Origin of the sequence: Cellvibrio sp. BR (genome assembly GCF_000263355.1) — a bacterium.
Taxonomy (GTDB): Bacteria; Pseudomonadota; Gammaproteobacteria; order Pseudomonadales; family Cellvibrionaceae; genus Cellvibrio.
In genome coordinates, this window is the sequence record NZ_JH668201.1 from 414152 (window position 1) to 436075 (window position 21924).

The 21924-nt window shown below is 47.0% G+C and carries 22 protein-coding genes; 12 read left to right on the top strand and 10 right to left on the bottom strand.

Features of this window, described 5'->3' with window-relative positions; genetic code table 11:
* Positions 1 to 166: 166 nt before the first annotated feature.
* Positions 167 to 847, bottom strand: coding sequence for a UDP-N-acetylmuramyl pentapeptide phosphotransferase/UDP-N-acetylglucosamine-1-phosphate transferase (locus tag O59_RS07045; RefSeq protein ID WP_007640975.1), 681 nt, complete (start codon positions 845 to 847; stop codon positions 167 to 169).
* Between the two features lie 597 nt (positions 848 to 1444).
* On the opposite strand from O59_RS07045, the gene O59_RS07050 reads away from it, so the two are divergent.
* Positions 1445 to 2758, top strand: a complete 1314-nt coding sequence (locus O59_RS07050; RefSeq protein ID WP_050976989.1) for an ammonium transporter — start codon at positions 1445 to 1447, stop codon at positions 2756 to 2758.
* Between the two features lie 55 nt (positions 2759 to 2813).
* Here O59_RS07050 and rlmB read toward each other — a convergent pair whose 3' ends face one another.
* From rlmB to O59_RS07080, 6 genes are all read right to left on the bottom strand, one after another.
* Positions 2814 to 3587, bottom strand: coding sequence for a 23S rRNA (guanosine(2251)-2'-O)-methyltransferase RlmB (gene rlmB / locus O59_RS07055; RefSeq protein WP_007640987.1), 774 nt, complete (start codon positions 3585 to 3587; stop codon positions 2814 to 2816).
* A 17-nt stretch (positions 3588 to 3604) separates the two neighbouring features.
* Positions 3605 to 4378 carry a pyridoxine 5'-phosphate synthase gene (locus tag O59_RS07060; RefSeq protein WP_007640989.1) on the bottom strand — a complete coding sequence of 258 codons (774 nt, stop codon included), beginning with the start codon at positions 4376 to 4378 and terminating at the stop codon, positions 3605 to 3607.
* A complete protein-coding gene (locus O59_RS07065) occupies positions 4371 to 5015 on the bottom strand; it encodes a peptidylprolyl isomerase (protein ID WP_040391681.1) in 645 nt (214 codons plus the stop codon). Before O59_RS07065 ends, O59_RS07060 begins: the two co-directional genes overlap by 8 nt.
* 13 nt (positions 5016 to 5028) lie before the next feature.
* Positions 5029 to 5688 (bottom strand): TIGR04211 family SH3 domain-containing protein, encoded by a 660-nt coding sequence (locus O59_RS07070; protein ID WP_157152504.1) that lies wholly within the window; start codon positions 5686 to 5688, stop codon positions 5029 to 5031.
* 27 nt (positions 5689 to 5715) lie between these two features.
* Positions 5716 to 6015 (bottom strand): YciI family protein, encoded by a 300-nt coding sequence (locus tag O59_RS07075; RefSeq protein ID WP_007640994.1) that lies wholly within the window; start codon positions 6013 to 6015, stop codon positions 5716 to 5718.
* Positions 6016 to 6111: 96 nt separating this feature from the next.
* Complete coding sequence (locus tag O59_RS07080; protein ID WP_007640995.1) at positions 6112 to 6882, bottom strand: VC0807 family protein; 771 nt, start codon at positions 6880 to 6882, stop codon at positions 6112 to 6114.
* Between the two features lie 38 nt (positions 6883 to 6920).
* On the opposite strand from O59_RS07080, the gene O59_RS07085 reads away from it, so the two are divergent.
* The 5 genes from O59_RS07085 to rluB all read left to right on the top strand — a co-directional run bounded on the left by O59_RS07085 (position 6921) and on the right by rluB (position 11590).
* Positions 6921 to 7766, top strand: a complete 846-nt coding sequence (locus O59_RS07085) for a PHP domain-containing protein (RefSeq protein ID WP_040391682.1) — start codon at positions 6921 to 6923, stop codon at positions 7764 to 7766.
* A gap of 71 nt (positions 7767 to 7837) precedes the next feature.
* Positions 7838 to 8464, top strand: a complete 627-nt coding sequence (locus O59_RS07090; protein WP_040391684.1) for an L-threonylcarbamoyladenylate synthase — start codon at positions 7838 to 7840, stop codon at positions 8462 to 8464.
* A gap of 130 nt (positions 8465 to 8594) precedes the next feature.
* The gene (locus O59_RS07095; RefSeq protein WP_007641008.1) at positions 8595 to 9527 is read left to right on the top strand and encodes a ScpA family protein; all 933 of its coding nucleotides are present in this window, start codon (positions 8595 to 8597) and stop codon (positions 9525 to 9527) included.
* Positions 9524 to 10423 carry an SMC-Scp complex subunit ScpB gene (gene scpB, locus O59_RS07100; protein WP_007641010.1) on the top strand — a complete coding sequence of 300 codons (900 nt, stop codon included), beginning with the start codon at positions 9524 to 9526 and terminating at the stop codon, positions 10421 to 10423. Before O59_RS07095 ends, scpB begins: the two co-directional genes overlap by 4 nt.
* Before the next feature lie 306 nt (positions 10424 to 10729).
* Positions 10730 to 11590 carry a 23S rRNA pseudouridine(2605) synthase RluB gene (gene rluB, locus O59_RS07105; RefSeq protein ID WP_050977026.1) on the top strand — a complete coding sequence of 287 codons (861 nt, stop codon included), beginning with the start codon at positions 10730 to 10732 and terminating at the stop codon, positions 11588 to 11590.
* Between the two features lie 76 nt (positions 11591 to 11666).
* Here the strand turns inward: rluB and O59_RS07110 are convergent, their stop codons facing one another.
* The 3 genes from O59_RS07110 to O59_RS07120 all read right to left on the bottom strand — a co-directional run bounded on the left by O59_RS07110 (position 11667) and on the right by O59_RS07120 (position 14989).
* Positions 11667 to 12599 (bottom strand): GGDEF domain-containing protein, encoded by a 933-nt coding sequence (locus tag O59_RS07110; RefSeq protein ID WP_232283049.1) that lies wholly within the window; start codon positions 12597 to 12599, stop codon positions 11667 to 11669.
* A 285-nt stretch (positions 12600 to 12884) separates the two neighbouring features.
* Complete coding sequence (locus tag O59_RS07115) at positions 12885 to 14282, bottom strand: ATP-binding protein (RefSeq protein ID WP_007641016.1); 1398 nt, start codon at positions 14280 to 14282, stop codon at positions 12885 to 12887.
* Positions 14282 to 14989, bottom strand: a complete 708-nt coding sequence (locus O59_RS07120) for a response regulator transcription factor (protein ID WP_007641018.1) — start codon at positions 14987 to 14989, stop codon at positions 14282 to 14284. Before O59_RS07120 ends, O59_RS07115 begins: the two co-directional genes overlap by 1 nt.
* A 188-nt stretch (positions 14990 to 15177) precedes the next feature.
* On the opposite strand from O59_RS07120, the gene O59_RS07125 reads away from it, so the two are divergent.
* The 6 genes from O59_RS07125 to traF all read left to right on the top strand — a co-directional run bounded on the left by O59_RS07125 (position 15178) and on the right by traF (position 21899).
* The gene (locus O59_RS07125) at positions 15178 to 15684 is read left to right on the top strand and encodes a Spy/CpxP family protein refolding chaperone (RefSeq protein WP_007641020.1); all 507 of its coding nucleotides are present in this window, start codon (positions 15178 to 15180) and stop codon (positions 15682 to 15684) included.
* Between the two features lie 186 nt (positions 15685 to 15870).
* Positions 15871 to 16413: a flavodoxin gene (locus O59_RS07130; protein WP_040391947.1), complete on the top strand. Its 543-nt coding sequence runs from the start codon at positions 15871 to 15873 to the stop codon at positions 16411 to 16413.
* Positions 16414 to 16587: 174 nt separating this feature from the next.
* Positions 16588 to 17343 (top strand): phytanoyl-CoA dioxygenase family protein, encoded by a 756-nt coding sequence (locus O59_RS07135; RefSeq protein ID WP_007641024.1) that lies wholly within the window; start codon positions 16588 to 16590, stop codon positions 17341 to 17343.
* A gap of 251 nt (positions 17344 to 17594) precedes the next feature.
* Positions 17595 to 19742 (top strand): protein-disulfide reductase DsbD, encoded by a 2148-nt coding sequence (locus O59_RS07140; RefSeq protein WP_007641026.1) that lies wholly within the window; start codon positions 17595 to 17597, stop codon positions 19740 to 19742.
* Positions 19743 to 19832: 90 nt separating this feature from the next.
* Positions 19833 to 20471, top strand: coding sequence for a redoxin domain-containing protein (locus O59_RS07145; RefSeq protein ID WP_007641028.1), 639 nt, complete (start codon positions 19833 to 19835; stop codon positions 20469 to 20471).
* A 276-nt stretch (positions 20472 to 20747) separates the two neighbouring features.
* The gene (gene traF, locus O59_RS07150) at positions 20748 to 21899 is read left to right on the top strand and encodes a conjugal transfer protein TraF (RefSeq protein WP_157152505.1); all 1152 of its coding nucleotides are present in this window, start codon (positions 20748 to 20750) and stop codon (positions 21897 to 21899) included.
* Positions 21900 to 21924 lie beyond the last annotated feature (25 nt).

Consider the following 21924-nt stretch of genomic DNA (forward strand, 5'->3'; position numbering starts at 1 on the left):
TGCTTCCTGCTTCCTGCTTCCTGCTTCCTGCTTCCTGCTTCCTGCTTCCTGCTTTATTCTTCGGCTTTTCCTGCTCTTACTTTGTGTGCGGCATATATGGCTGGTAGGTATGTCCTGCAAAGGCATTGGTATGTCCGAAAAGAACGACAAGCTCTAGTGGCAGGAGTCAGATTAAATTGAATGCCATGATAAGTAGCGTTGTTTTGGTGTGAGAGTTTAGTTTTATTGCTATTTTCTGATAAAAATGGGATCGATGCGGTAGGTGGAATTTCTGTCCAGTTGTTTTGCGTATGAATAGTGTATAGCTAGCATCTGCAATAAAAGCAGCCAAAATAATTAACCAATAACAGATTGTTAAAAGGTTATCTTGTGCAGTCCAAACGATAAGTGTTGCCAGTGTAATGCCGATAAAAAGGCTCCCTACATCACCCATAAAGAGTTTGGCTTTGGGGAAATTCCAGTATAAAAATCCCAAGCTTGCGCTACTAATAATAAGCATCAAGAGGATGATTTCGCTGTATGTGCCTTGCAAGTAAAAAAGAAGGCCTACGCTACTACAAACAAAGATTGCTTGCAGTCCTGCCAGTCCGTTCATTCCATCCATAAAGTTGTACAAATTTGTTAGCCAAACAATGCCAATAACTGATGCTATTACCAGTAATACGAAGATGGGTGCGGAAAATAAGATGTCGTTGAGGGTTATAAGGGTGATGGTGCACGCTGTTAGGGTTTGTGTGAAGAGTCGTATTCGAATGTTGAGAGTTATAAGGTCGTCGGCTATCCCAACAATTGCCATTAGTAATCCGGGGGCAAGCAAGTAGAGTGTTGTGTGATTAATTAGCCCCATGAAGTATGCGGTTAAAGCTGCAATGAGTGTTGCTAAGGCTATGGCGATACCTCCGCCACGAGGTGTGGGGATGGTGTGGGAGCTGCGAGTATTGGGAATGTCTAAGAGTTAGCGTCCAAACCAGTAAATAACAAGTTTTGAAAGCCCGAATGCAAGTGCTAGGGGCATCAGAAAGATAAGAATCAATAGTTCCATGTTTTAGGTCTTGGCTAAATTTTGTGTGCACGATTATATCTTATCTTTTTTGATCCCTTTATTGGTTTGTTTGTTTTGCACCAATATCGAGCCATAATATTTTTGTGTGTTCGCTGGTGGTGCTTTTGTACTTTGTTTGCGTGCGCCTTTAATTTATATCTATTTGAAATAATTATAAATTTAAATTATGGATCGTTTTTTGCTTTTGCGCAGAACCTTTGGCGTTTAGGTAAAAATCCATTAATTGGTGCTCTTTGGTTGTGCATTTGTCGGTTATTGGGTTGTTCTACGTGACAGGTAATACGCAAAAAGTGTACTAACTGTCTCATTATGAAGCGTTTACATTGCAGCTCATGTTGTCGCTTTTAATTGATGTCTGACAATAATCATTATGGGGTAAGTATGAAAAAACTAGATTCCGCTCTTCCATTAATTTTTGCCGCTGGTTTGGCGGTCTTGGTCTCGCCAGGGGCATTTGCTGAGGATGCTATTAATCAAGCCAATACCGCCTGGATTCTTACTTCCACGGCGCTTGTTTTATTTATGACGCTACCCGGTTTGGCGCTGTTTTATGGTGGTTTGGTTCGTGTAAAAAATATACTTTCTGTGCTTATGCAATGTTTTGCTATTGCATGCATGGTTTCTCTGTTGTGGCTAATTGCTGGCTATAGTCTTGCGTTTGGTGAGGGTAACGCCTGGATTGGTGATTTAAGTATGGTGTTTTTTGATGGTGTAACAGAGGGGGCGGTTACGAGTGGGATCCCTCTTAGTTTACATGCAATGTTTCAAATGACTTTCGCAATAATTACGCCTGCTCTGATTGTTGGTGCTTTTGCTGAGCGTGTTAAGTTTTCCTCCATGCTTTTGTTTTCAGGGTTATGGTTGTTCGCTGTTTACATTCCGGTGTGTCACTGGGTATGGGCTGGCTCTGGCTGGTTATTCCAGAAGGGTCTTCTTGATTTCGCTGGTGGCACTGTTGTCCACATTACTGCGGGTGTTGCTGCGTTAGTGGCTGCGATTGTTGTAGGTAAGCGTAATGGTTTCCCTAGCACAGCTATGCCACCTCATAACATGACAATGACTGTTACTGGTGCAGGCATGCTGTGGGTTGGTTGGTTTGGCTTTAATGCGGGTAGCGCCTTGGCTGCTGATGGGAATGCTGCTATGGCTATGTTGGTGACCCATATTTCTGCAGCAGCTGGTGCGTTGTCTTGGATGGCGGTTGAGTGGATGCGTTTTAGAAAACCAAGTGCTTTGGGTATTGTGACGGGTATGGTTGCTGGTCTCGGTACTATTACCCCTGCCTCTGGTTATGTCGGCCCTGGTGGTGCGTTAATAATCGGCTTGAGTGCTGGTGTTGTTTGTTTTTATATGACCCAGTTGGTCAAGCGTGTGTGGAAAATCGATGATTCTTTGGATGTTTTTCCTGTTCACGGTGTGGGTGGCATTTTAGGAACCATTCTTGCGGGCGTATTTGCTTCAACTGAACTGGGTGTATTTAGCGGTCAGGGATTTGCTGCAGGGATCAACTCTATGGGCGAGCAGTTAGGTATTCAATTCCTTGGTGTGGTTGTAACCTTTGTTTATACCGCTGTTGTAACTTATATACTGCTGAAGCTGACGGGTCTATTCACTTCTGGTTTGCGTGTGAGCAAAGAGGATGAAACCTTGGGGCTCGACTTGGCGTTACATGAAGAAGATGGCTATAAGCTGTAATCTTGAATGAAAAAAGAGGAGCTTCGGCTCCTCTTTTTTATTTTGAGCTGTTGGTTTATCGAAATGCGATTAGTGCTGCAGTTACGGCAACGTTGAGGGACTCAACCCCGTTATTCATTGGGATTTTCACGCTTTCATTGCACAGCTGCTGAACTGCCGGGGATACTCCTTCTGTTTCGTTCCCCAATACATAAATACAGGGAGCATTAGGTGTAAACTTTTTTAGTTCTGTGGCCGCATGCGATGAAAGTGCGCAGACTAGCGCTCCCTCTTTTTTGAAATCTAGTAACGCTTCAGTGAGATCTTTGCAGCGAAGAAGCGGTGCGCGAAAAACGGTTCCTGCGCTTGCTTTGATTACCAGTGGGTCGATTTGAGCATTGCCTTTTTGTGGAAGTAAAATTCCATCAATATTTCCTGCGCAGGCTGAGCGAATTATCATGCCAAGATTTTGCGGGTTGTTAACCCCATCGAGTGCAAGCAATGTGTAGTTTTTTTTGCTGTTCTCGCGCAAAAAATCGTCATAGTGCTGATAACCGCGAAGCTGTAGATCAGCTGCAACACCTTGGTCTTGTGTTGCATTTTTGGATATGCGCGATAGGGCTTGTCGTTCGTGATAAATAATTTCAGCGCCCTTGTGTTGGGCAAGCGTAATGATCTCATCCAGAATTTCTGCTGATTTGTTACTTTTCGCCAAGTGCAATCGATAAATGTATGTAGATGAGTCTTGCAGAGCTTCAAGTACGATTTTGCGCCCGTATACAGTCATGAGCGAGTCAAAGAAACGTTTTTTTTGTAGATAGGCTTGGCTATCTTCGCGGGCGTTGTTCATGCTGGAATTCTTGTGAGTTAATTGCTGGTGCAAATTGTTTTGTAGGCTTTTACGGCTGCGGGAAGACCCATTGCTATGGCATCAACCGTCAATGCATGACCGATTGACACCTCGAGCAAAGCAGGGATTTGGCGAAAGTGGGCGAGGTTATCGAGATTTAAGTCATGCCCGGCATTGATACCAATATCAATTGCTTGAGCATGACGGGCTGCGGCCAGGTAGCGTTGGAATAGTTGATCAAATGACGGGCCAGATGTTTTGAATGCTTCAGCGTAGGGGCCTGTGTATAGCTCGATACGATCAGCGCCAATCTCTTTGGCCAGGCTTATTTGATCAATATCCGGATCCATGAATAAACATACACGAATGCCTAAATCCTTTAATTCTTTGATCAATGGCTTTAATTTTTTTCCCGCTACTTTCAAGTCAAAGCCATGGTCTGACGTAAGTTGATGATTTGTGTCAGGTACAAGTGTGCATTGATCGGGTACTACATCGCAGACTAATTTTATAAACCCCGGAAAGTTTCCGATTGACTCAGCGTAAGGGTTGCCCTCGATGTTAAATTCAACTGCGTGATAAATTTTTACTAATTCACTGAGTTCATAAACATCGTGAGGTCTAATGTGACGTTGGTCGGGTCTTGGATGAACAGTAATTCCATCGGCGCCGGCATCAATACAGGTCTTGCCGTGAGCGGCGACATTAGGATAATTGCCGGGGCGGGAATTTCGGATCAGTGCAATCTTGTTCAGGTTTACACTGAGTGCGGTGTTGTTACTGTTATTCATCAACTGGTACCACTGCATCTTTAATGCTTGACGGTTTGGTTGCGCGTTGTTTTTCAATTATGGATTGTGCTTCAGCTGAATTTATCCTTGTTGCACTCAGCACTCGTACTGCATAGTTCGGCGCTTCCGGGTAAGCTTTAAACATGCCCAGCGGCTCTTGTGAAATTTTTTCGATAACTTCCATTCCCGCAACTACTTTCCCAAAAACGGTATAACCGGGTTTGGTTTCTGTGGCATTGAGGCCGGAGTTATTTTTGAGGTTGATATAAAACTGCGCCGTAGCGCTATCGGGATCGGATTGCCGGGCCATGGCTACACTGCGATAATCATTTGGCAGGCCATTCATTGATTCGTTGATTACAGGTTTCGCAGTTGGTTTTTCGGTAAAGTCAAAAGTCATTCCTCCACCTTGCACAACAAAGCCAGGTACCACTCTGTGAAAAATTGTCCCTTCGTAAAATTTACTGTCGACATAGTGTAAAAAGTTTTTCACTGTCTCTGGTGCTGACTTGGGGTAGACTTCAATTACAAAAGTACCTAAGTCTGTTTTCATGGCAACAAGATTATTATCTGCAAATGTGTTTGCTGAAAGTAGCAATACTAAACTTGCAAAAAGTGTTGTGAGTTTGTCGGTCATAATTTTTATCACCTTATCGCCATTCTGATTTGCGTTTGCGACGGCCAAGCCCCTGCAAAATAAACGAAAGCAGCACGCCGCCAATAATCAGCCCGCCACCATACAACCAATGATTAAAACGATCGGCATCTTTTAATTTTTCATTCTCTGCTTTTAATACATCTGCATGTGTTTGCAAAAGTTGATTTTCGGTCAGCATGCGTTGATGTTCTTCTTCCAGGTTTAGTGCTGTGGTCGCAGCTTGGCGCATATCTTCGGTGTCGTTGAGTAATTGCTGATGCTCTTGCTGCAACTTCTCTAGCTGGGTTTTGAGTTCGGTGTTTTCAGTTTGCAAGCTGAGAAGGTTGCGGGAGGAATCTGAGAGGGCTGCTAATTTTAACGCTGCAGTTGGTTTGTCACTGATGTTCTGACTGCGGATCCAGCCCTCAGTGCCTTCTGGCGTTACTACAAGTGACCAGAGGCTATTATCCGCACCTATTTCTTCGCGCAGAAAGTTTAGTTTGGTGCCGCTGGGAACACCTTGTTGCAAGATTCCGGCTTGAGGATTTTTATCACTCCGCACTGGTACATAGATAACATCGGATACATATTTTTCAACAGCGAATACGGGAATACTTATAAATGGTAAGGCTAAGAGCGAAAGTCCGGCGCCCAGAATAGTTAAATGTTTCACGTTGACTCCAATCTTGAAATTTGAAAATTAAGGCAGCACTTTCTTGAAAGGTTTGACTATAACGCTAGCGTAAATTCCTGCTGCGACATAAGGGTCTTCATTGGCCCAAGCCTGTGCATCTTGCAGGGAATTAAATTCCGCTACAACGAGGCTGCCGGTGAATCCTGCATCACCGGGGTTGTCATTGTCGATGGCTGGATGTGGGCCGGCAATCAATAGACGTCCCTCGTCAGTAAGTTGCTGTAAGCGTGCAAGGTGCGCGGGGCGAGCTACTTTTCGTTTGTCGAGGCTGTTGGCTATATCTTCACTAATGATGGCGTAATACATAATGCAATCTCTAATAATTTTTCCTGCAAGCTTTTAAAAAGTTGCCTTGGATTCCTGATGTTGAAGTGTATGAAGATTTAATGCTACGCGTTGTTATTATTCGTTGGAACCGTCATTAATAACATCTTCAAGTGTAAGATGGGTTAGCAGGCGAATACTGCGAAATACATAAAAAAGAGTGCCCATCATAATAATTAACATTGGCAATGCAATCACAGGGTAGCTTAGTGCCGTCATTTTACCCAGTTCTGCATTAAATTCAGCGGTGCCCGGTTGGCTAACCAAAATTATTTTTGCCAGAACATAATTTAAAATCGACGATAAAAAAAACGATGCGGCGATCATCAGTGAGGCATTGCTTAGTGTTCGCTCAAAATGCTTTTTGGTTTGATGTTGCTCGAGTGCGCTATCTACCTTTTGTATTTTTAGGACTTTATCGTTGTAGATAAATACTTTTACCAATGGGTAGCGAGTTTTAATAGAGATGAGTGTAACTATGCCAAGAATGCCGGGGATGGCTGCCTCTTTGATCGCAAAATATTCAGGGTCGAGTTGCAATAAACTGAGGCCGCCGGTTAATAGCACGCTCACAATGCCAAGTGCTGAAAATACGTTGATTTTTTTGTTGGCAACGAAATCCCGTAATCCGTAGCTGAGTGGAAAGGCGAGTGCAATGATCAATGCCCAGGTTGGGCCAAGATATTCCGCGTCACTGAGTTTGGTCAGTATTAGCGTTGGAATAACGATGTTCATTAACAAGTTAGCAAAAAAGCTTTCTTTTTTTTGCTTTGGTTGGGGATTTGTCGTTTCCAGAGGGGGTTTATCAGCTAACATGGTGGATGATTTTTCCGCGTTGTTGTCAGTCATGATCAATCCTGTTGATCTCTTCTATAAATGGTATCTGAGTGATTTTTGATCTGCATAGTCATACGTATTTTTCTGACGGTATGCTAAGCCCTGAAGCCTTGATTGCGCGTGCGCAAGAGCGCGGTGTTTCTGTGCTTGCCATTACGGATCACGATACCATAGCTGGCGTTCGGATTGCACAAAAAGCCGCACAGGAAGCTGGGATCCAAATAATTCCGGGCATAGAGTTTTCAAGTCAATGGGGGCGCGGTGGTGTTCATATTGTTGGCTTGGGAGTGGATATTAATTCTGCGGTGTTAACCGAGGCCGTCACGCAGCAGGAAAGTGCACGTGAGGCTCGATCAATTGCCATCGCGGAGCGCCTGGCAAAAGCAGGCTTCCCTGATGCTCTGGCGGGAGCCCGCGCGCTGGCCGGTGGGGTAAGTGTGGGGCGACCGCATTTTGCCCAGTATCTGGTGGCATGTGGTGCAGTGAAGAATATCAACGCCGCCTTCAAAAAGTATCTGGGCGCAGGTAAACCGGCTGATGTGAAATATCAGTGGCCCTTAATGGATCAGGTTATCAAGTGGATTCACGATGCGGGTGGAGTAGCGGTACTGGCGCACCCGGCAAAATACGAACTGACGCGCACGAAAATGTGCGCGCTGGTCGATTCTTTTGTGGCCGCGGGGGGCGATGCCATTGAGGTTATTAGTGGTCTGCAACCTGTGGCAATGACTGAGGATTTATTGCGCATTGCTGCCAGCCGTAATCTATACGCATCTTGTGGTTCGGATTTTCATATCCCCGATCAGCCTTGGCAGGATTTGGGGGGCTTTGGTCGCTTACCGCCCCAAGCCAAACCTGTATGGGAATTATTGGGCTATAACAATATTAATGGGTAAGCCCTGCGGGTTTTACCACCTTTTTGCTTGATGCTGTCTGCAATCGGGCGAAGCCGTAAGGAGTGTCCATCATGGCGCAATTTTTTCAGATTCACCCAGATAACCCCCAACACCGTTTAATCGTGCAGGCAGCGGATATCATCCGTAAGGGTGGGGTGGTAGCTTATCCAACGGATTCCGCTTACGCGCTCGGCTGTCATATCGGCGATAAAGATGCCTTGGAGCGTATTCGCACCTTGCGTAAGCTTGATAAAAATCACAACTTTACCTTGATGTGTCGCGATCTTTCCGAGCTTGCAACCTATGCACGAGTCGACAATCAGGTGTTTCGTCTATTGAAAAACCACACGCCTGGTGCCTATACGTTCATTCTTGAGGCGACAGCTGATGTGCCGCGCCGTTTGATGCATCCCAAGCGCAAAACCATAGGGTTGCGGGTGCCTGATAACGCAATTGCTTTGGCATTGCTCGAAGAGCTGGGTGAGCCTTTGATGACCAGCAGCTTACTCTTGCCGGGCGAAGAGTTCCCGATGACCGACCCATATGATATTCGCGACACGCTCGAGCATTTTGTTGAATTGGTTATTGATGGTGGCTATTGTGGTTTAGAGCCTACCACGGTAATTGATCTTACTCAGGATGTGCCAGAGTTGGTGCGTCAGGGCAAGGGCGACTTTGCACCGTTCGATTCCAACTAATTGATTTTTATGGATAATTAATGCTTTTTCGGGTTGCTGTCCGGCGCCCGCTTAAATCGCTATAATGCCCGTCCTGAATATGGTTACCCGCTGCGGTGCCCTTTGCCTATTTGACTAATGAGTTCGCTGAGTGACTGAAATTATTGAGCCTGTATCGCTAGCAAATCCGGACTCTGCAACAGATTCGGCGCAGGTTGCTGCGGCTAATATTTCTGAATCTGATCGCTCAACGGCTGAATCCCTTTCACCTGACGCGGCAGCCGCTCAGGTGAAAGCTCCACAGCAAGGGGAAATGCCGTTTGCTATGGTTCACGGCAAAGCCTACACCCAGTTGCCGCAGGATTTGTATATTCCGCCAGATGCACTTGAAGTGTTTCTTGAGGCATTTGAAGGTCCGCTGGATTTGCTGCTCTATCTGATTCGCCGGCAAAATATTGATATTCTTGAAATTAATGTCTCTGAGATTACTTCCCAGTACATGGCCTATGTCAATCTCATGGAGTCTCATCAATTTGAGTTGGCAGCCGAATACTTGGTGATGGCGGCTATGTTGGCCGAGATCAAGTCGCGTATGTTGTTACCTCGCTCCAGTGAAGAGCATGAAGAGGAAGAGGATCCGCGTGCCTCTTTAATTCGTCGCCTGCAAGAGTATGAGCGTTTCAAGCAAGCGGCTGAGGACATAGATAAGCTTCCGCGTGTTTCGCGCGATGTTTTCCCGGTAACGGTTGCGGGGCCCGATCGCAGTTTGACCCGTCTTGATCCGGATGTGGAATTGCAAGAGCTGTTGTTGGCACTGTCAGAGGTATTGCGACGCGCTGATATGTTTGAAAGTCACCATGTGTCCAAAGAGCGATTGTCCACCCGTGAGCGCATGGCGCAGGTGTTGGATACTCTTGCCCATCAACATTTTGTGCCTTTTGTCAGTTTGTTCAAAGCCGAAGAAGGGCGCTTGGGCGTGGTGGTAACTTTCCTTGCCGTAATGGAATTGATTAAGGAATCGCTCGTCGAGATTGTCCAAAGCGAATCCTTTGCTCCTATTCATGTAAAAGCCAGAACACAATGACCGAAACAATAATCACTGAAGAATTCGATGATGAGTTGGGTGCCCCAGAGGCAGCTGACTTAATTGCTGATGATACTCTTGCTGAGGAGTTGGCGACGGTTCCTGTAACCCAAATGCCGGTTGATGCCGGGCGTTTGCGTCAGGTTATCGAAGGTGCCATTTTGGCGGCAGGCCAGCCTATGACACTTGTGCGCATGCTGGATTTGTTTGATGCGGAAGTGGCGCCGACCAAAGATGAAATACATGCTGCACTGCTGGATATACAGACTACCTGCGAAGGGCGCGGTTTTGAATTAAAGGAAGTTGCTTCGGGGTGGCGCTTTCAAGTGCGCGATGATTTAGCTCCTTGGGTTAATCGCCTGTGGGAAGAAAAACCGCAGAAGTATTCACGCGCGCTACTCGAAACCTTGTCGTTAATTGCTTATCGCCAACCGATCACTCGCGGTGACATTGAAGAGATTCGCGGTGTTGCTGTTAGTTCTCATATCATGAAAACCTTGCTAGAGCGCGACTGGGTAAAAGTGATTGGTCATCGTGATGTACCCGGCCGTCCATCACTTTATGCCACTACCCGTCAATTTTTGGATTACTTTAATTTAAAAAGCCTGGATGAGTTGCCGTCACTCAGTGAAATCCGTGATTTGGATGAGTTAAATCCAGTGTTAGATTTGGGCGAGGCAGGCTTAGGCGAAAAAGATACTGATGCCCCGATTCCTGATGATCAGCCAATTGCGACATTGGATGAGCTGGAAGCTGAGCCGGTGGATACCAAAACAGCACTCTATGAAGATGGCTTTGTAGATGGTGAAGAGGCTTTTGTTGAGATTGAGGAGTATGCAGCTATTGATGCTTCACAATTATCGACGCCAGCCAATAATGAGGAAACTGGTCACTAATCAAGTGACCCATGAATTATGGTGAAGAAAATCAACCCAGATAAACCTGAAAAACCTACCAAGGCTGTGAAGCCAGTAGTTGCCGCTAAAACGTCCAAGGCCAAATCCATGGCTGGCGGAAAAAATACACCGGCAGAAAAATCATTTGGCTTTAAAAAAGCCAGTGGTCCCAGCGCTAAAAAGCATCAGGATTCTGAAAAGCCCGCAGGTAAATCTACCCAGAAACCCGCATCTACTGCGCGCACTAAAACTGCTTCTGCCGCAGAGCCACAAGCTCCTGTCGTCAGCAGCCCTACAGATGAAAAATTGCAGAAAGTACTGGCTCGTGCCGGCATCGGCTCGCGCCGTGAAATGGAGCGAGCGATAGAGCAGGGGCAAGTCAAGGTTAATGATCGCATTGCCAAGTTAGGTGATAGAGTCAGCGCACAAGATAAAATTTTTGTGAACGGCCAGCGCGTAGTGTTGCGTAGCGAATTAACTCGTCGCCGGGTAATTTTATATAACAAACCTGAGGGCGAAATTTGCTCCCGCTCCGATCCAGAGGGTCGTCCTACCGTCTATGACCATCTGCCACCATTGAAAGGTGAGCGGTGGATTTCAGTAGGGCGACTCGACTTTAACACCAGTGGTTTATTGCTGTTTACCAATGACGGTGAATTGGCTAATAAATTAATGCATCCATCATCGGTGATTGACCGTGAATATCTTGTGCGGATTCAGGGCGAGGTTACCGATGAGATGCGTCAGGTACTTTTGCGAGGTGTAGTGCTGGATGACGGCATTGCGCGCTTCACCGATATAGTTGACGGTGCAGGTGAAGGTAAAAATCGTTGGTTCTACTGTGTGGTAATGGAAGGGCGTAACCGCGAAGTGCGGCGTTTGTGGGAGTCGCAGGGCGTTAAAGTGAGTCGTTTGAAACGTGTTCGCTACGCCAATATTTTTATTCCTTCTCATGTGCGAGTAGGGCAGTGGATTGATTTAACTGACCGCGAAATTGAAGATTTATGCATGACGGCAGGATTCGACAGTTCTACCTATACTCGCATGAAAGTGCCCACTCGCGATGAGCAGGCACAGCGTGAACGTCATGACAAAAAGTTACGGTCTGCTTCTGCTGCACCACGCAGGGTGAAAGCTCCGCCGCGTAAGCGTCCTCCAGTTGTATAGCGAGGAGTCAAGCATAAAAAAACCGCGCAAATTTGCGCGGTTTTTTTATGGGGCTGGTTCCACTCAGCGCAACTGATTATCGAGTTTGTGCATTTGCCGTGCTATTGATGGTGCAGTTTCTGCCTGATTGCTTGGCGCTGTAAAGTGCTTTATCTGCACGCTCGAATAGCTCCTCTATGCCTTCATTCTGATCGCCATTGTGCGTTGCTACTCCAATACTGACTGTCGTGTTTATTGCCATAGTATTGTGAAGGATTTCTGTTTCTGAAATACGCTCGCGAATACGCTCGGCAATTATTTCTGCACCAATTGCATTGGTATTACTCAGCAGTACAACGAATTCTTCGCCGCCATAACGAAAAATACTATCGGTGCTACGGCACACAGATTGGATGGTTTTCGCAATCTCACACAGAATTAAATCGCCGCGGTGATGCCCGTAATCATCGTTGATTTTTTTAAAGTGATCGACGTCTATCATTAATAATGAAAGTTGCTGTTGCTGACGATTAGCAAGCTGCAGTTCGCGTTTTAAATTGTTGTTTAAGGCTGCGCGATTTCCTACCAGAGTTAATGGATCAAGTAGCGCCAGGCGCATCGCTGTTTGGTAGCGAACTGCATTGCGCAGTGGGTAAACCAATGCGCTGAGTAGCTGTTCGATTTTTATAAGCTCAGTTTCAATAAATCGTTTGCTGCGACTAAAAATGACCTCACCTAAATAGCCCTCATCGGTAGTGAGGCGATAGTCACAATGATGCAGCGATTCCCGTCCAACTCGGGAGTCGTCTTTGGTGGTGGAGGATTTGAAAATGACCCCGGATATTTGCACCAGTGGTTGTATTTGGTGAAAAAAAAGCGAAATTATTTCCGTCGGGTCCAGGCTCATTTGCAAGGCCTGCGTCAGCCGAACTCGCACGGCGAGCTCCTGATCTTGCGTTGGTATACCAAGGGGGATGCTTCCTGCGCCGTTTGCCTTATGGGCATTGGTCACCATAGTCATGTCCCGCATATAAAGTACCTGTCACATTGATGGGGTTGTTACCTGCCCAGAGTCGCCGCTTTGCGGAATAGGGCTTTGTGAGGTACACAGCGAAAATCATGCCATGTAAATTTTTTTATAAAAAATCCTTTTTAATCAATGGGATGGATTTTTTTTACGGCATGCGTTGGCACTGAATGCCAAAAAAAAGGCGGTGTTGGTGGGATGTTTCAACAGGGCAATGGCCGCTAGTCAAAAAAATGTCACCCCACTCAATTGTTAATCGACTGAGGGATGCGGATGAGGTTTGCTGGATTAGGTGTTGATCTGGGGCAGTAAAATACCCAGAGTTAGACCACCGGTAGGGCGGTTTTCTGCCCATATTTTGCCTTTGTGCAGAGCAATACTGCGATGTGCAATAGCGAGCCCCAGTCCATAGCCGCCACTCTCGCGTGCACGGGCCTGGTCGGTGCGGAAGAAGGGTTGGAAAATATCCTCCAAGGCATCCTCCGGTACACCGGGGCCCTGATCCATAATTTGGATGCGGTAGTGTTCGCCATCGCCGGTTTCGTTAAGTTGAATACAAATTTCCGAATTTGGGGGCGTGTAGAGCAGGGCATTACGCAGGGTATTTTCAAAGACTCCCACCAGCATGTTCCCGTGAGTGGCCACCAACGCTTCATCGAGGTTGGATTTAAATTCGATACGAATATTTTTTTCGCGTGCATCCAACTGATAGTTTTCAATGAGAGTTTGTACCAGCGATACCAGATCAAGCACATCATCCAGTACCCAGCCATCCTGGCCTTGAATGGGAAGGGTTAGAATCTCCGTAATAATGTCATTTAGATAATCAGCCGCTTGTTTAATGCGGCCCAGTTCGTGATCAATTACCCCGCCACTTTTTTGCTGCGCTAATGCCAACGCGATTTGCAATCTGGCGAGTGGTGTACGCAATTCATGGGATACATCTTTAATTAATCGCTTCTGTTCTTGCATGGCCTTTTCAAGCCGTTCGGTCATATTGTCGAAGTCGCGCCCGAGTGCGGCAATTTCATCGTTGCGACCGCGAAATTGTTCGCTGATACGAACACTCAAATCGCCGCGGGCAATTTGATGCGTGGCTTTTTGCAGGGTGTTGATGCTACGGGTGAAATGACGCGCAAGAAAAAAACAGGCAGAGCCACTGACCAGAATCGAAACCAGCAGCAGCGGCCAGATGTTGTCGATAAACAATTCCCATATGATGTCGCGGTCTTGCCCTTCGTCGCGGCCTGCTGAAATGGTGATTAACTTAACGCTATTGCCATCATTCAAGGTGATGTAGCGACCAAACAGTTTGCGATTGCGATCTTGCACCTTGTCAAAAGGGTGCTTGCTGGTTAAGCGCGGGGCAAGGAACATTACACCGGGCGGAAGCGGTCGGTCGAGCAAATCGCGATTGCGTTTATCTACCACATAAACAAAACGCGTCGACCAGCTCGGCATTGCGCGCAGGTCTTGGGTTAATTGAGTGGTATTGCGGTTAATTGCACTGCCGACCATTTGAAATAGTAAGCGTTTTGCAGGGTCTTCATCGGTAGCGGTGCTGCTGTGCTGCAGTTTGCCATCCGGTGTTATATCAAACCAATGCACGACTAAATTGGTGCCGATAATAATCGCCACCGTAATCAACCAAAACGTGAAAAATATTTTTAGGTAGAGGCGTGTCATCAAGTGCCGGATTCATCATCGTTCATAGTGAGCATGTAACCCGCACCGCGTACGTTGATAATTAAATCTTTGGATGAGCCTGCTGCGGTGATTTTTTTACGAATATTGCTGACATGCACATCAATACTGCGATCGTAAGGGGTTAGTTTTCGATTCAGTGCCTGCTCGGTCATATCGTCTTTGCTAATTACTTGACCAGCGCGGCGCACCAGAATTTCAAGTACGCTGAACTCGGTGCCGGTGAGTGGAACTTCATTGCCGTCCCAGGTTGTGGTGCGGGTACCCAAATGCAGGGACAATTTACCCGAGGACAAGCGTTCAACGCTGTTGGTCGAGACTTCTTTTTGATTGGCGCGACGTAAAATCGCACGAATCCGTGCGACCAATTCACGAGGGTCGCAGGGTTTTGCCAGGTAATCATCAGCACCGATTTCAAGACCGATCACGCGATCAACCGTATCGCCTTTGGCAGTCAACATAATCACCGGTGTTTGGTTGTGCTGGCGCAAGTTTTTCAGCACATCAAAGCCATTGCGAACGGGCAGCATCACATCCAGCACTATCGCCGAATAGGGGTTCTTCAGCGCAAGTTCCAGTGCTGTTTGACCGTCGTAGGCGGTATCTATAGTGAACCCTTCAGTGTGCAGATATTCACTCAGTAATTGGCTGAGTTCTTTATCGTCGTCGATGAGGAGAACCTTGAGCATAGCGATTACATACCCTTGTTATATAAGGCGTTATTTGAGGCGCTGAGTGTGCACCAGGCCTTGGTGAGAGTCATGATTCTTTGGGAATTGTTAACTAATCTTAACATGATAGCGCCCATAATGACTTCACTGGCGCTGTTCATGCAATCCGGCGCTTCAGTCAACCTAATCGACCCGAGGAACTTGATATGAAAGCGATCAAATTATTGGCAACAGGTGCATTACTTCTGGGTGCTGCCGGGATGGTTGTTCCCAGCATGGCCGCCGAAGCAACCAAACCTTGTGATGGCGGTAGTTATCACGCCAGCAAAGATGGGCACCATGGCGGAAAACATGCAGGCCATCATGGCCGTATGGCGCGTGTTTTGGATTTGAGCGATGCGCAAAAAGAAACGCTCAAGTCACAGCGCGAAGCAAATAAAGCTGCTCGTGGAGCGTTGCACAGCCAGCTTAAAGAAGCACGCACAGCCTTAAATACCGCCACTGAGGCAGGCGCGAATGATGCAGAGTTGAATGCGCTAGCTGAAACCCTGGGCCGTTTGCAGGCGCAGCAGGCACTGGCCGGTGCAAAAAACCATCAGGCTTTCTTGGCTGTGCTTACCGATGAGCAAAAACAGACGCTCTCTGAAATGAAGTCCAAGCGTATGGAGCGCAAAGGTAGTCGTAAAAACGACAGCGAGAGTAAAAGCAGCTAATTTCTGCACTGTACCCCAAATGCTAGTTCACTGACCCCGGCTTGCCGGGGTTATTTATTTTGATGAGCGCTAATAGACTTGCTTGCGCTGCCCAATCTTGGGAAAATCCGCGCCGATTTCTTTGCCTCCGGTGTGAGCCTACTGCCGGTGCCAGCAACTTCTTTTTCCCTGCATTTCGAGGTTATTGTGGCCCAGATTGGTCTGTTTTTTGGCAGTGACGAAGGTAATACCGAACGCGTTGCCTATCGTATTCAAAAGCGTTTTGGTGAAGATGTTGTTGATGTGCGCGATATCGCTGATGTTACCCAGCTGGACTTTGCTCAATACGACAAAGTGATTCTTGGCATTCCCACCTGGGATTTCGGTCAGATCCAATCCGACTGGGAAGAGTTTTGGGATGATATCGCTGCCGTAGATTTCTCTGGCAAACAAGTCGCGCTCTTTGGCTTGGGTGATCAATTTGGTTACGGCGATTACTTTTTGGATGCCATGGGCATGTTGCACGATGTGATTATCCAGAGCGGCCCCGAAATTGTTGGTCATTGGCCTACTGAAGGCTATGAATTCGAAGCGTCCAAAGCGGAAATTCCCGGTGCCGGTATGTTTGTAGGTTTGGCGCTCGATGAAGATCAGCAGGAAAACCTCAGTGCCGATCGGCTCAACCGCTGGTGCGCACAAATCCATGTGGAGTTTGGTTTGGATACCCCGCTGGAAATGCTGGAAGACTAAATTCAGTGGTTTTCACCGACCAAGCAGATCCATTTTCTATTTTTAGTCGTTATCCCATTTTTAGCCGTTAATAGTTGGTCTACTGTTAACGGCACTCTTGTTAATGGCGCTCTTGTTAACGGCACTTTTGTTAACGGCACTTTCCCCACTTTCTTCTACGAGTCATCTATTGTGATGCTGACGTCTGCACAAATGCTTGCTTTCCAACGTGATGGTTATGTTGTTGTGCCTGCTTTTTCGACTCCCGAGCTGTGTGAACAGATTGTGGCTTTCGCCAAAGAAGAGCTTGCCAAACAGGCAATGCCTATCGAGTTTGAGGCGGATACTCGTTACCCGGGAGCACCTGAATCGCGAGCGGCAGAAGGTGGATCAACGGCGCGTCGCTTGTTAATGGCTAGCGAGCGCAGCCCGCAATTGTTAGCTTGGGCGACGGGTGAGCCGCTGAAAAGCATGTTGATTCAATTGCTTGGAAAGGGCGTAACCCTGTCCCAAGCCCATCACAATTGCATCATGACCAAACAGCCTGCATTTTCGAGCACTACCGGTTGGCATCGCGATAGTCGTTACTGGCATTTTGCCCGCCCTGAACTGATATCGGCTTGGTTGGCGCTGGGCAATGAACAGCCAGAGAACGGTTGCCTCTGGGTAATTCCCGGTTCACATCGGGTTTCCATCGATGTTAATCAGCTGGATCAATACCAGTTTCTCCGCACTGATTTAGCCGTGAACGAAGGGCTGTTGAGCGCAGCCTTACCCGTGCCCTTGGCGCAGGGCGATTTGTTGCTCTTCCACAGTAATTTATTTCATGCGGCTGGTCGCAACACGACTGGCATGACCAAGTTCTCCATGGTCTTTACTTACCGCTCTGCCGACAACCCGCCAAAAGCAGGCACTCGTTCCGCGCTGAAGCCAGAAATTCCCCTGGCGTAACTCTTTTTCATACCACCAACATTCATCACCAGTTGTGATTTCTTGATCGCAGCGATATGTAATTTATCGTCAAGCTGGCTTCACTGTGTGATCGCTAGAGCTTCAAGAAAAGTAAATTATTCCCATTTAAGAAACTTCAGTGTTAAAACCTCAATCGAAACCCAGCGGGTTTAAGTTGCTCTATTCGTTACTGAGCTGGATGAAGGGGCATCGGGTAATAATAAAGAGGGTGATAATGAACCAGGTGATACATGAATAGCTTTTTGTGGCGGTTAGCGCATTGTCTGCTGCTGATGGTTTTTACGAATGCAGCGCATGCACAGTCTGATCGTGCTGCTACCGAGCAAGTCGCGGCGCAATTGGTGGCTTCGGTGGCAGCAGTGCAACCGGGAAGCGATTTTTATCTTGGCCTCAACCAACAAATTATTCCTCACTGGCATACCTATTGGGTGAACCCGGGCGATTCAGGTAGTGCCACTACTATCGAATGGTCTTTACCTGAAGGAGCTACAGCGGGCGATATCCTTTGGCCTTCACCAAGCCGCTTTTCGTTAGGTCCCATCACCAATTACGGCTACGAATCCAACGTCACTTTACTTACCAAAATAACGGCGCCTGCGAATTTGCAACCGGGTGATACTTTTACCGCTGCCGCGGTAGTGGATTGGTTGGTCTGTGAAGAGGAATGTATTCCCCAGCAAGTGGAGCTTTCGCTCACGCTGCCAGTTGTTGGCGATTCAGCGTCAGTCGGGCAGGGCAGTCCTTACATTGAACAGGCGCTGGCGCAATTGCCGGTTGCCAGCCCTTACCTGCTTACTGCGACACAAACTCCGGTTGATGCGACCACTGGGCGTGCACAGCTCAGCCTGTCGCTCGCATTGCCCGCCGCACAAATTTCTCAGGTAAAAGAGCTTTGGTTTTATCCCTACGATTGGGGGCGAATTCAACAAAGCAGTCCGCAGTTAATGAAGGCTACAGCGCAAGGTCTAGAACTAACCATTGAAACAGGTGAGGCACCGTTGACGGCAGGCCAGTCCTTGAAGGGCGTTCTCGTTATTAAAGAGCGGGATTCTCTGAGTGAATCAGAACCGTCGTTAATAACTCGCGGTCTTGAGGTTGATGTCCCGCTAACCATCGCGAGCACCAATATGCCTGCTACCGCAGAAGTGTCGGGTGTGATTAACGCGCTACTGTTGGCTCTGATCGGTGGGGTGATTCTCAACCTAATGCCCTGTGTATTTCCCGTGTTATCGATAAAAGCGCTGTCACTGATTAGCCACGCCAACCAATCGCCTACGCAGATACGTTTACACGGTGTCGCTTACACTCTGGGCGTTTTGGCAAGTTTTGCACTGTTGGCGTTGATACTCATTTTATTAAAAGCGGGTGGTGCGCAAATTGGTTGGGGTTTTCAGTTTCAATCGCCGTTATTTGTTGTTGCGGTTGCCTATTTGATGTTTGCGGTGGGTTTGAGTTTGTCAGGTGTTTTTTATATCGGCGGTTCGGCGGTGGGTGTGGGGTCTTCGCTGGCAGAAAAGCCCGGTTACGGCGGTAGCTTTTTTACCGGTGTATTGGCGACGATTGTTGCAACACCCTGTACTGCACCGTTTATGGCGGCAGCACTGGGTTATGCCTTGGCGCAATCCGCGTTAATCATCATGGCAGTATTTTTAAGTTTGGGGTTGGGTTTGGCCTTGCCCTATTTATTGCTCACCTGTTGGCCCAGATTACAGCGCTGGTTACCGCGCCCCGGTGCCTGGATGGAGCGCATGAAACAGCTGCTGGCATTTCCCATGTATGCCGCTGCGATTTGGCTGGTGTGGGTGCTGGTGCAACAAGCGGGAATTAATTCGCTCATCATTGCATTGGGGGGAATGTTGCTCATCGCACTTGCAGCATGGATTTACAACGGCACTCGCTATGCCTCCACCCGCTGGAATTATGTGGGTAGTTTTGGAGCGTTGGTATTAATTGCGAGTGTAATGGCAATCACTGTTGTGAGTATTAATACCTCGCGCGCGCAAGCGACTGTAGAAAATGCAGCCTCAACCCAACACTGGGAGGCATTTAGTGAAGCGAGGTTAAATGCATTGCTCGCCGAGGGCAAACCTGTCTTTGTTAATTTCACCGCTGCCTGGTGCATTAGTTGTTTGGTTAACGAAAAAGTCGCACTGAGTGATGCAAATGTCATTGCTGCATTTGCGCGTGGTGACATTACTTATTTGAAAGGCGACTGGACTAATCGAGATCCGGAAATTACGGCATTTCTAAAACGATTTAATCGCAGCGGTGTTCCGCTTTATCTTTTTTATCCAGCTGCCGCGTCAACGCCGCAAGTATTGCCGCAAATATTAACGCCGGACATGGTGGTTAATGTGTTGGAAAAAACAGATTTTTAAAACTGTAAAAACGAGTGTGAGTTAGTTATTGCTAAGTAGTTGATTGCAAATGTTGGTAAGTAAATTAACTGAAATTAATAGGAGTTTTTTATGTTAACTATTCAAAGTGCAAAAACATTACTGACAAAAATGGTAGCGGCCAGTGTATTGTTTACTGTGGCGGCGGTGCCAGTCTGGGCGGAAGCTATTATCGATAAACCGGCACCGGCTTTTTCTGGCGCCGCTGCCGATGGTTCAACCATTAATCTTGCGGATTTAAAAGGCAAAACTGTGGTGCTGGAGTGGACCAATAACGAATGCCCCTATGTGAAAAAACACTATGATTTAAGTGGCAATATCCCGGCCTTACAAAAGGCGGCGACTGCAGATGGCGTTGTGTGGTTGCAAATTATTTCTTCTGCACCGGGCAAACAAGGCCATGTGGATGCAGCAACTGCGTTGAGTTTAAATGAGCAGCGTGGCGCAGTGCCGAGCAATGTAATTTTTGATGCCGATGGCACTATCGGCAAACTCTATAACGCGCAGACTACACCGCATATGTTTGTGATTAATGCGGAGGGCACACTGGTTTACAAAGGTGGAATCGACAGCATCAAATCCAATAAAGCGGAAGATATTCCCAAAGCTGTACCCTATGTGAAAGAAGCATTGGAAGCGGTAAAAGCGGGCAGCAAAGTACCTAATCCTAGCACTGCACCTTATGGTTGCTCTATTAAATATGCGAGTTAATTCGTTCAGGTTTGTATAAAACCTTTTCTCTGCTACTCACTAGGGTCTTATTTCCCTAATGAGTAGTAGAGTATTTCTACCCAGCCCGTTTCAGGGTTATTCCTTGCCCCTCAATACTTCTCTGCTATCCTTTCCAATAACTGTGACATAAGTCATGGTTTGGCGATTTTTTGCGCAAGTTTTCCCGCTGGCTTGCAGGCGTTGTAAATGGATCAACTTGATCCCTTGGGGTTTACCGCGCTGTTTAAAATTTATACTTATCTAAGGAATATCCTAATGAAAAAAACGCTCTTGAGTATTGCATTGGTAAGCGCTTCATTGCCTTCAATTGCAGGTGAATTCCACGGCAGCTTTTCAGGTATGTCTGGTGCTGCCTATGCAACCGGTAACTACTCGGAAGGCGTATTGCTGAATCCAAGTTTGGGCGCCTCTTATAATCCAGAGAAGGATGATTTCGCGCTGTTGTTCAGCGTCGGAGCCTTAGGTTCAGATAAAGATGATTTGATTGATCAGGCTGATGAATTGGTTGATGTCATTGATAATCTGCAAAACGTCAGTGAATTAAGTGAGGCGCAAGCCGAAGATTTAAAGCGTCGCTTGGAAGACATTGATGGTGATTCTGCTCGTGTAGCGGCAGGTGCAAACTTGGTGGTGTCAATTCCCAATGAGCTGGTGTCCTTGGCATTTATTGTTAATGCGCGTGGTTATGTGTCGCTTGCTCCAGATGTGTCAGACGCCGACTTGGATTTGATTGATCGCTATTTGGAACAAAATCTTAATCCCTCTGATCTTGATGCTGAATTGGAATCAGAGATCACGGGGCATGGTGCCATTGTGACCGATATAGGTGTTTCTTTTTCGAAAGCATTTTCTCTAGCTAATGGCAATCACTTATTAGTTGGATTCAAACCGAAAAAAGTTGAAGTAGAAAGTATTATTTACACTTCGAATGTAGCCGACTTCGATGAAGACGATTTTGATGCTGACGATTACACGCTTAAAGAAGATGCAATGAATTATGACCTTGGCTTGACCTATATGGCGGGCAAGATGCGTTACGGATTGGTAGTTAATAATTTGCAAGACAAAACTTACAAAACCATCGACCCGGAAGAAACTATTTCCATCGAACGTCAAATGACCGGTGCTGTGGGTTATGTGAATGGCAGCTTCAAAGCGGAAGTGGCGGCAGATTTAAACTCGGTACCCGCAATTGGTTTGGGTGGCGAGGTGCAGTTGATGCGTGTTGGTCTTGAATATAGTGCGTGGGATTGGTTGCGTTTGCGCACTGGTATTGAACAGGATTCCAAAAACACGTTGGACGATACCTATTCATTTGGTGTAGGTGTAGGCGCACTTAACCTGGCTTATATTACCGGCTCGGAAGAAACTGAAGGTGCTGCGTTAAGTTTGGGTTTGCGTTTCTAATTTTCTTGGTGCAATAAAAAATCCC

What these genes read in the sequence shown, in the direction of transcription:
- O59_RS07120 (WP_007641018.1), bottom strand. Translation starts at nt 14,989, where the DNA reads ATGCTCAAGGTTCTCCTCATCGACGACGATAAAGAACTCAGCCAATTA.
- O59_RS07090 (WP_040391684.1), top strand. Translation starts at nt 7,838, where the DNA reads ATGGCGCAATTTTTTCAGATTCACCCAGATAACCCCCAACACCGTTTA.
- O59_RS07080 (WP_007640995.1), bottom strand. Translation starts at nt 6,882, where the DNA reads ATGACTGACAACAACGCGGAAAAATCATCCACCATGTTAGCTGATAAA.
- traF (WP_157152505.1), top strand. Translation starts at nt 20,748, where the DNA reads ATGAAAAAAACGCTCTTGAGTATTGCATTGGTAAGCGCTTCATTGCCT.
- O59_RS07045 (WP_007640975.1), bottom strand. Translation starts at nt 847, where the DNA reads ATGGGGCTAATTAATCACACAACACTCTACTTGCTTGCCCCCGGATTA.
- O59_RS07065 (WP_040391681.1), bottom strand. Translation starts at nt 5,015, where the DNA reads ATGACCGACAAACTCACAACACTTTTTGCAAGTTTAGTATTGCTACTT.
- O59_RS07110 (WP_232283049.1), bottom strand. Translation starts at nt 12,599, where the DNA reads ATGCGGGACATGACTATGGTGACCAATGCCCATAAGGCAAACGGCGCA.
- scpB (WP_007641010.1), top strand. Translation starts at nt 9,524, where the DNA reads ATGACCGAAACAATAATCACTGAAGAATTCGATGATGAGTTGGGTGCC.
- rlmB (WP_007640987.1), bottom strand. Translation starts at nt 3,587, where the DNA reads ATGAACAACGCCCGCGAAGATAGCCAAGCCTATCTACAAAAAAAACGT.
- O59_RS07145 (WP_007641028.1), top strand. Translation starts at nt 19,833, where the DNA reads ATGTTAACTATTCAAAGTGCAAAAACATTACTGACAAAAATGGTAGCG.
- O59_RS07140 (WP_007641026.1), top strand. Translation starts at nt 17,595, where the DNA reads ATGAATAGCTTTTTGTGGCGGTTAGCGCATTGTCTGCTGCTGATGGTT.
- O59_RS07115 (WP_007641016.1), bottom strand. Translation starts at nt 14,282, where the DNA reads ATGACACGCCTCTACCTAAAAATATTTTTCACGTTTTGGTTGATTACG.
- O59_RS07075 (WP_007640994.1), bottom strand. Translation starts at nt 6,015, where the DNA reads ATGTATTACGCCATCATTAGTGAAGATATAGCCAACAGCCTCGACAAA.
- O59_RS07135 (WP_007641024.1), top strand. Translation starts at nt 16,588, where the DNA reads ATGCTGACGTCTGCACAAATGCTTGCTTTCCAACGTGATGGTTATGTT.
- O59_RS07125 (WP_007641020.1), top strand. Translation starts at nt 15,178, where the DNA reads ATGAAAGCGATCAAATTATTGGCAACAGGTGCATTACTTCTGGGTGCT.
- O59_RS07050 (WP_050976989.1), top strand. Translation starts at nt 1,445, where the DNA reads ATGAAAAAACTAGATTCCGCTCTTCCATTAATTTTTGCCGCTGGTTTG.
- O59_RS07060 (WP_007640989.1), bottom strand. Translation starts at nt 4,378, where the DNA reads ATGAATAACAGTAACAACACCGCACTCAGTGTAAACCTGAACAAGATT.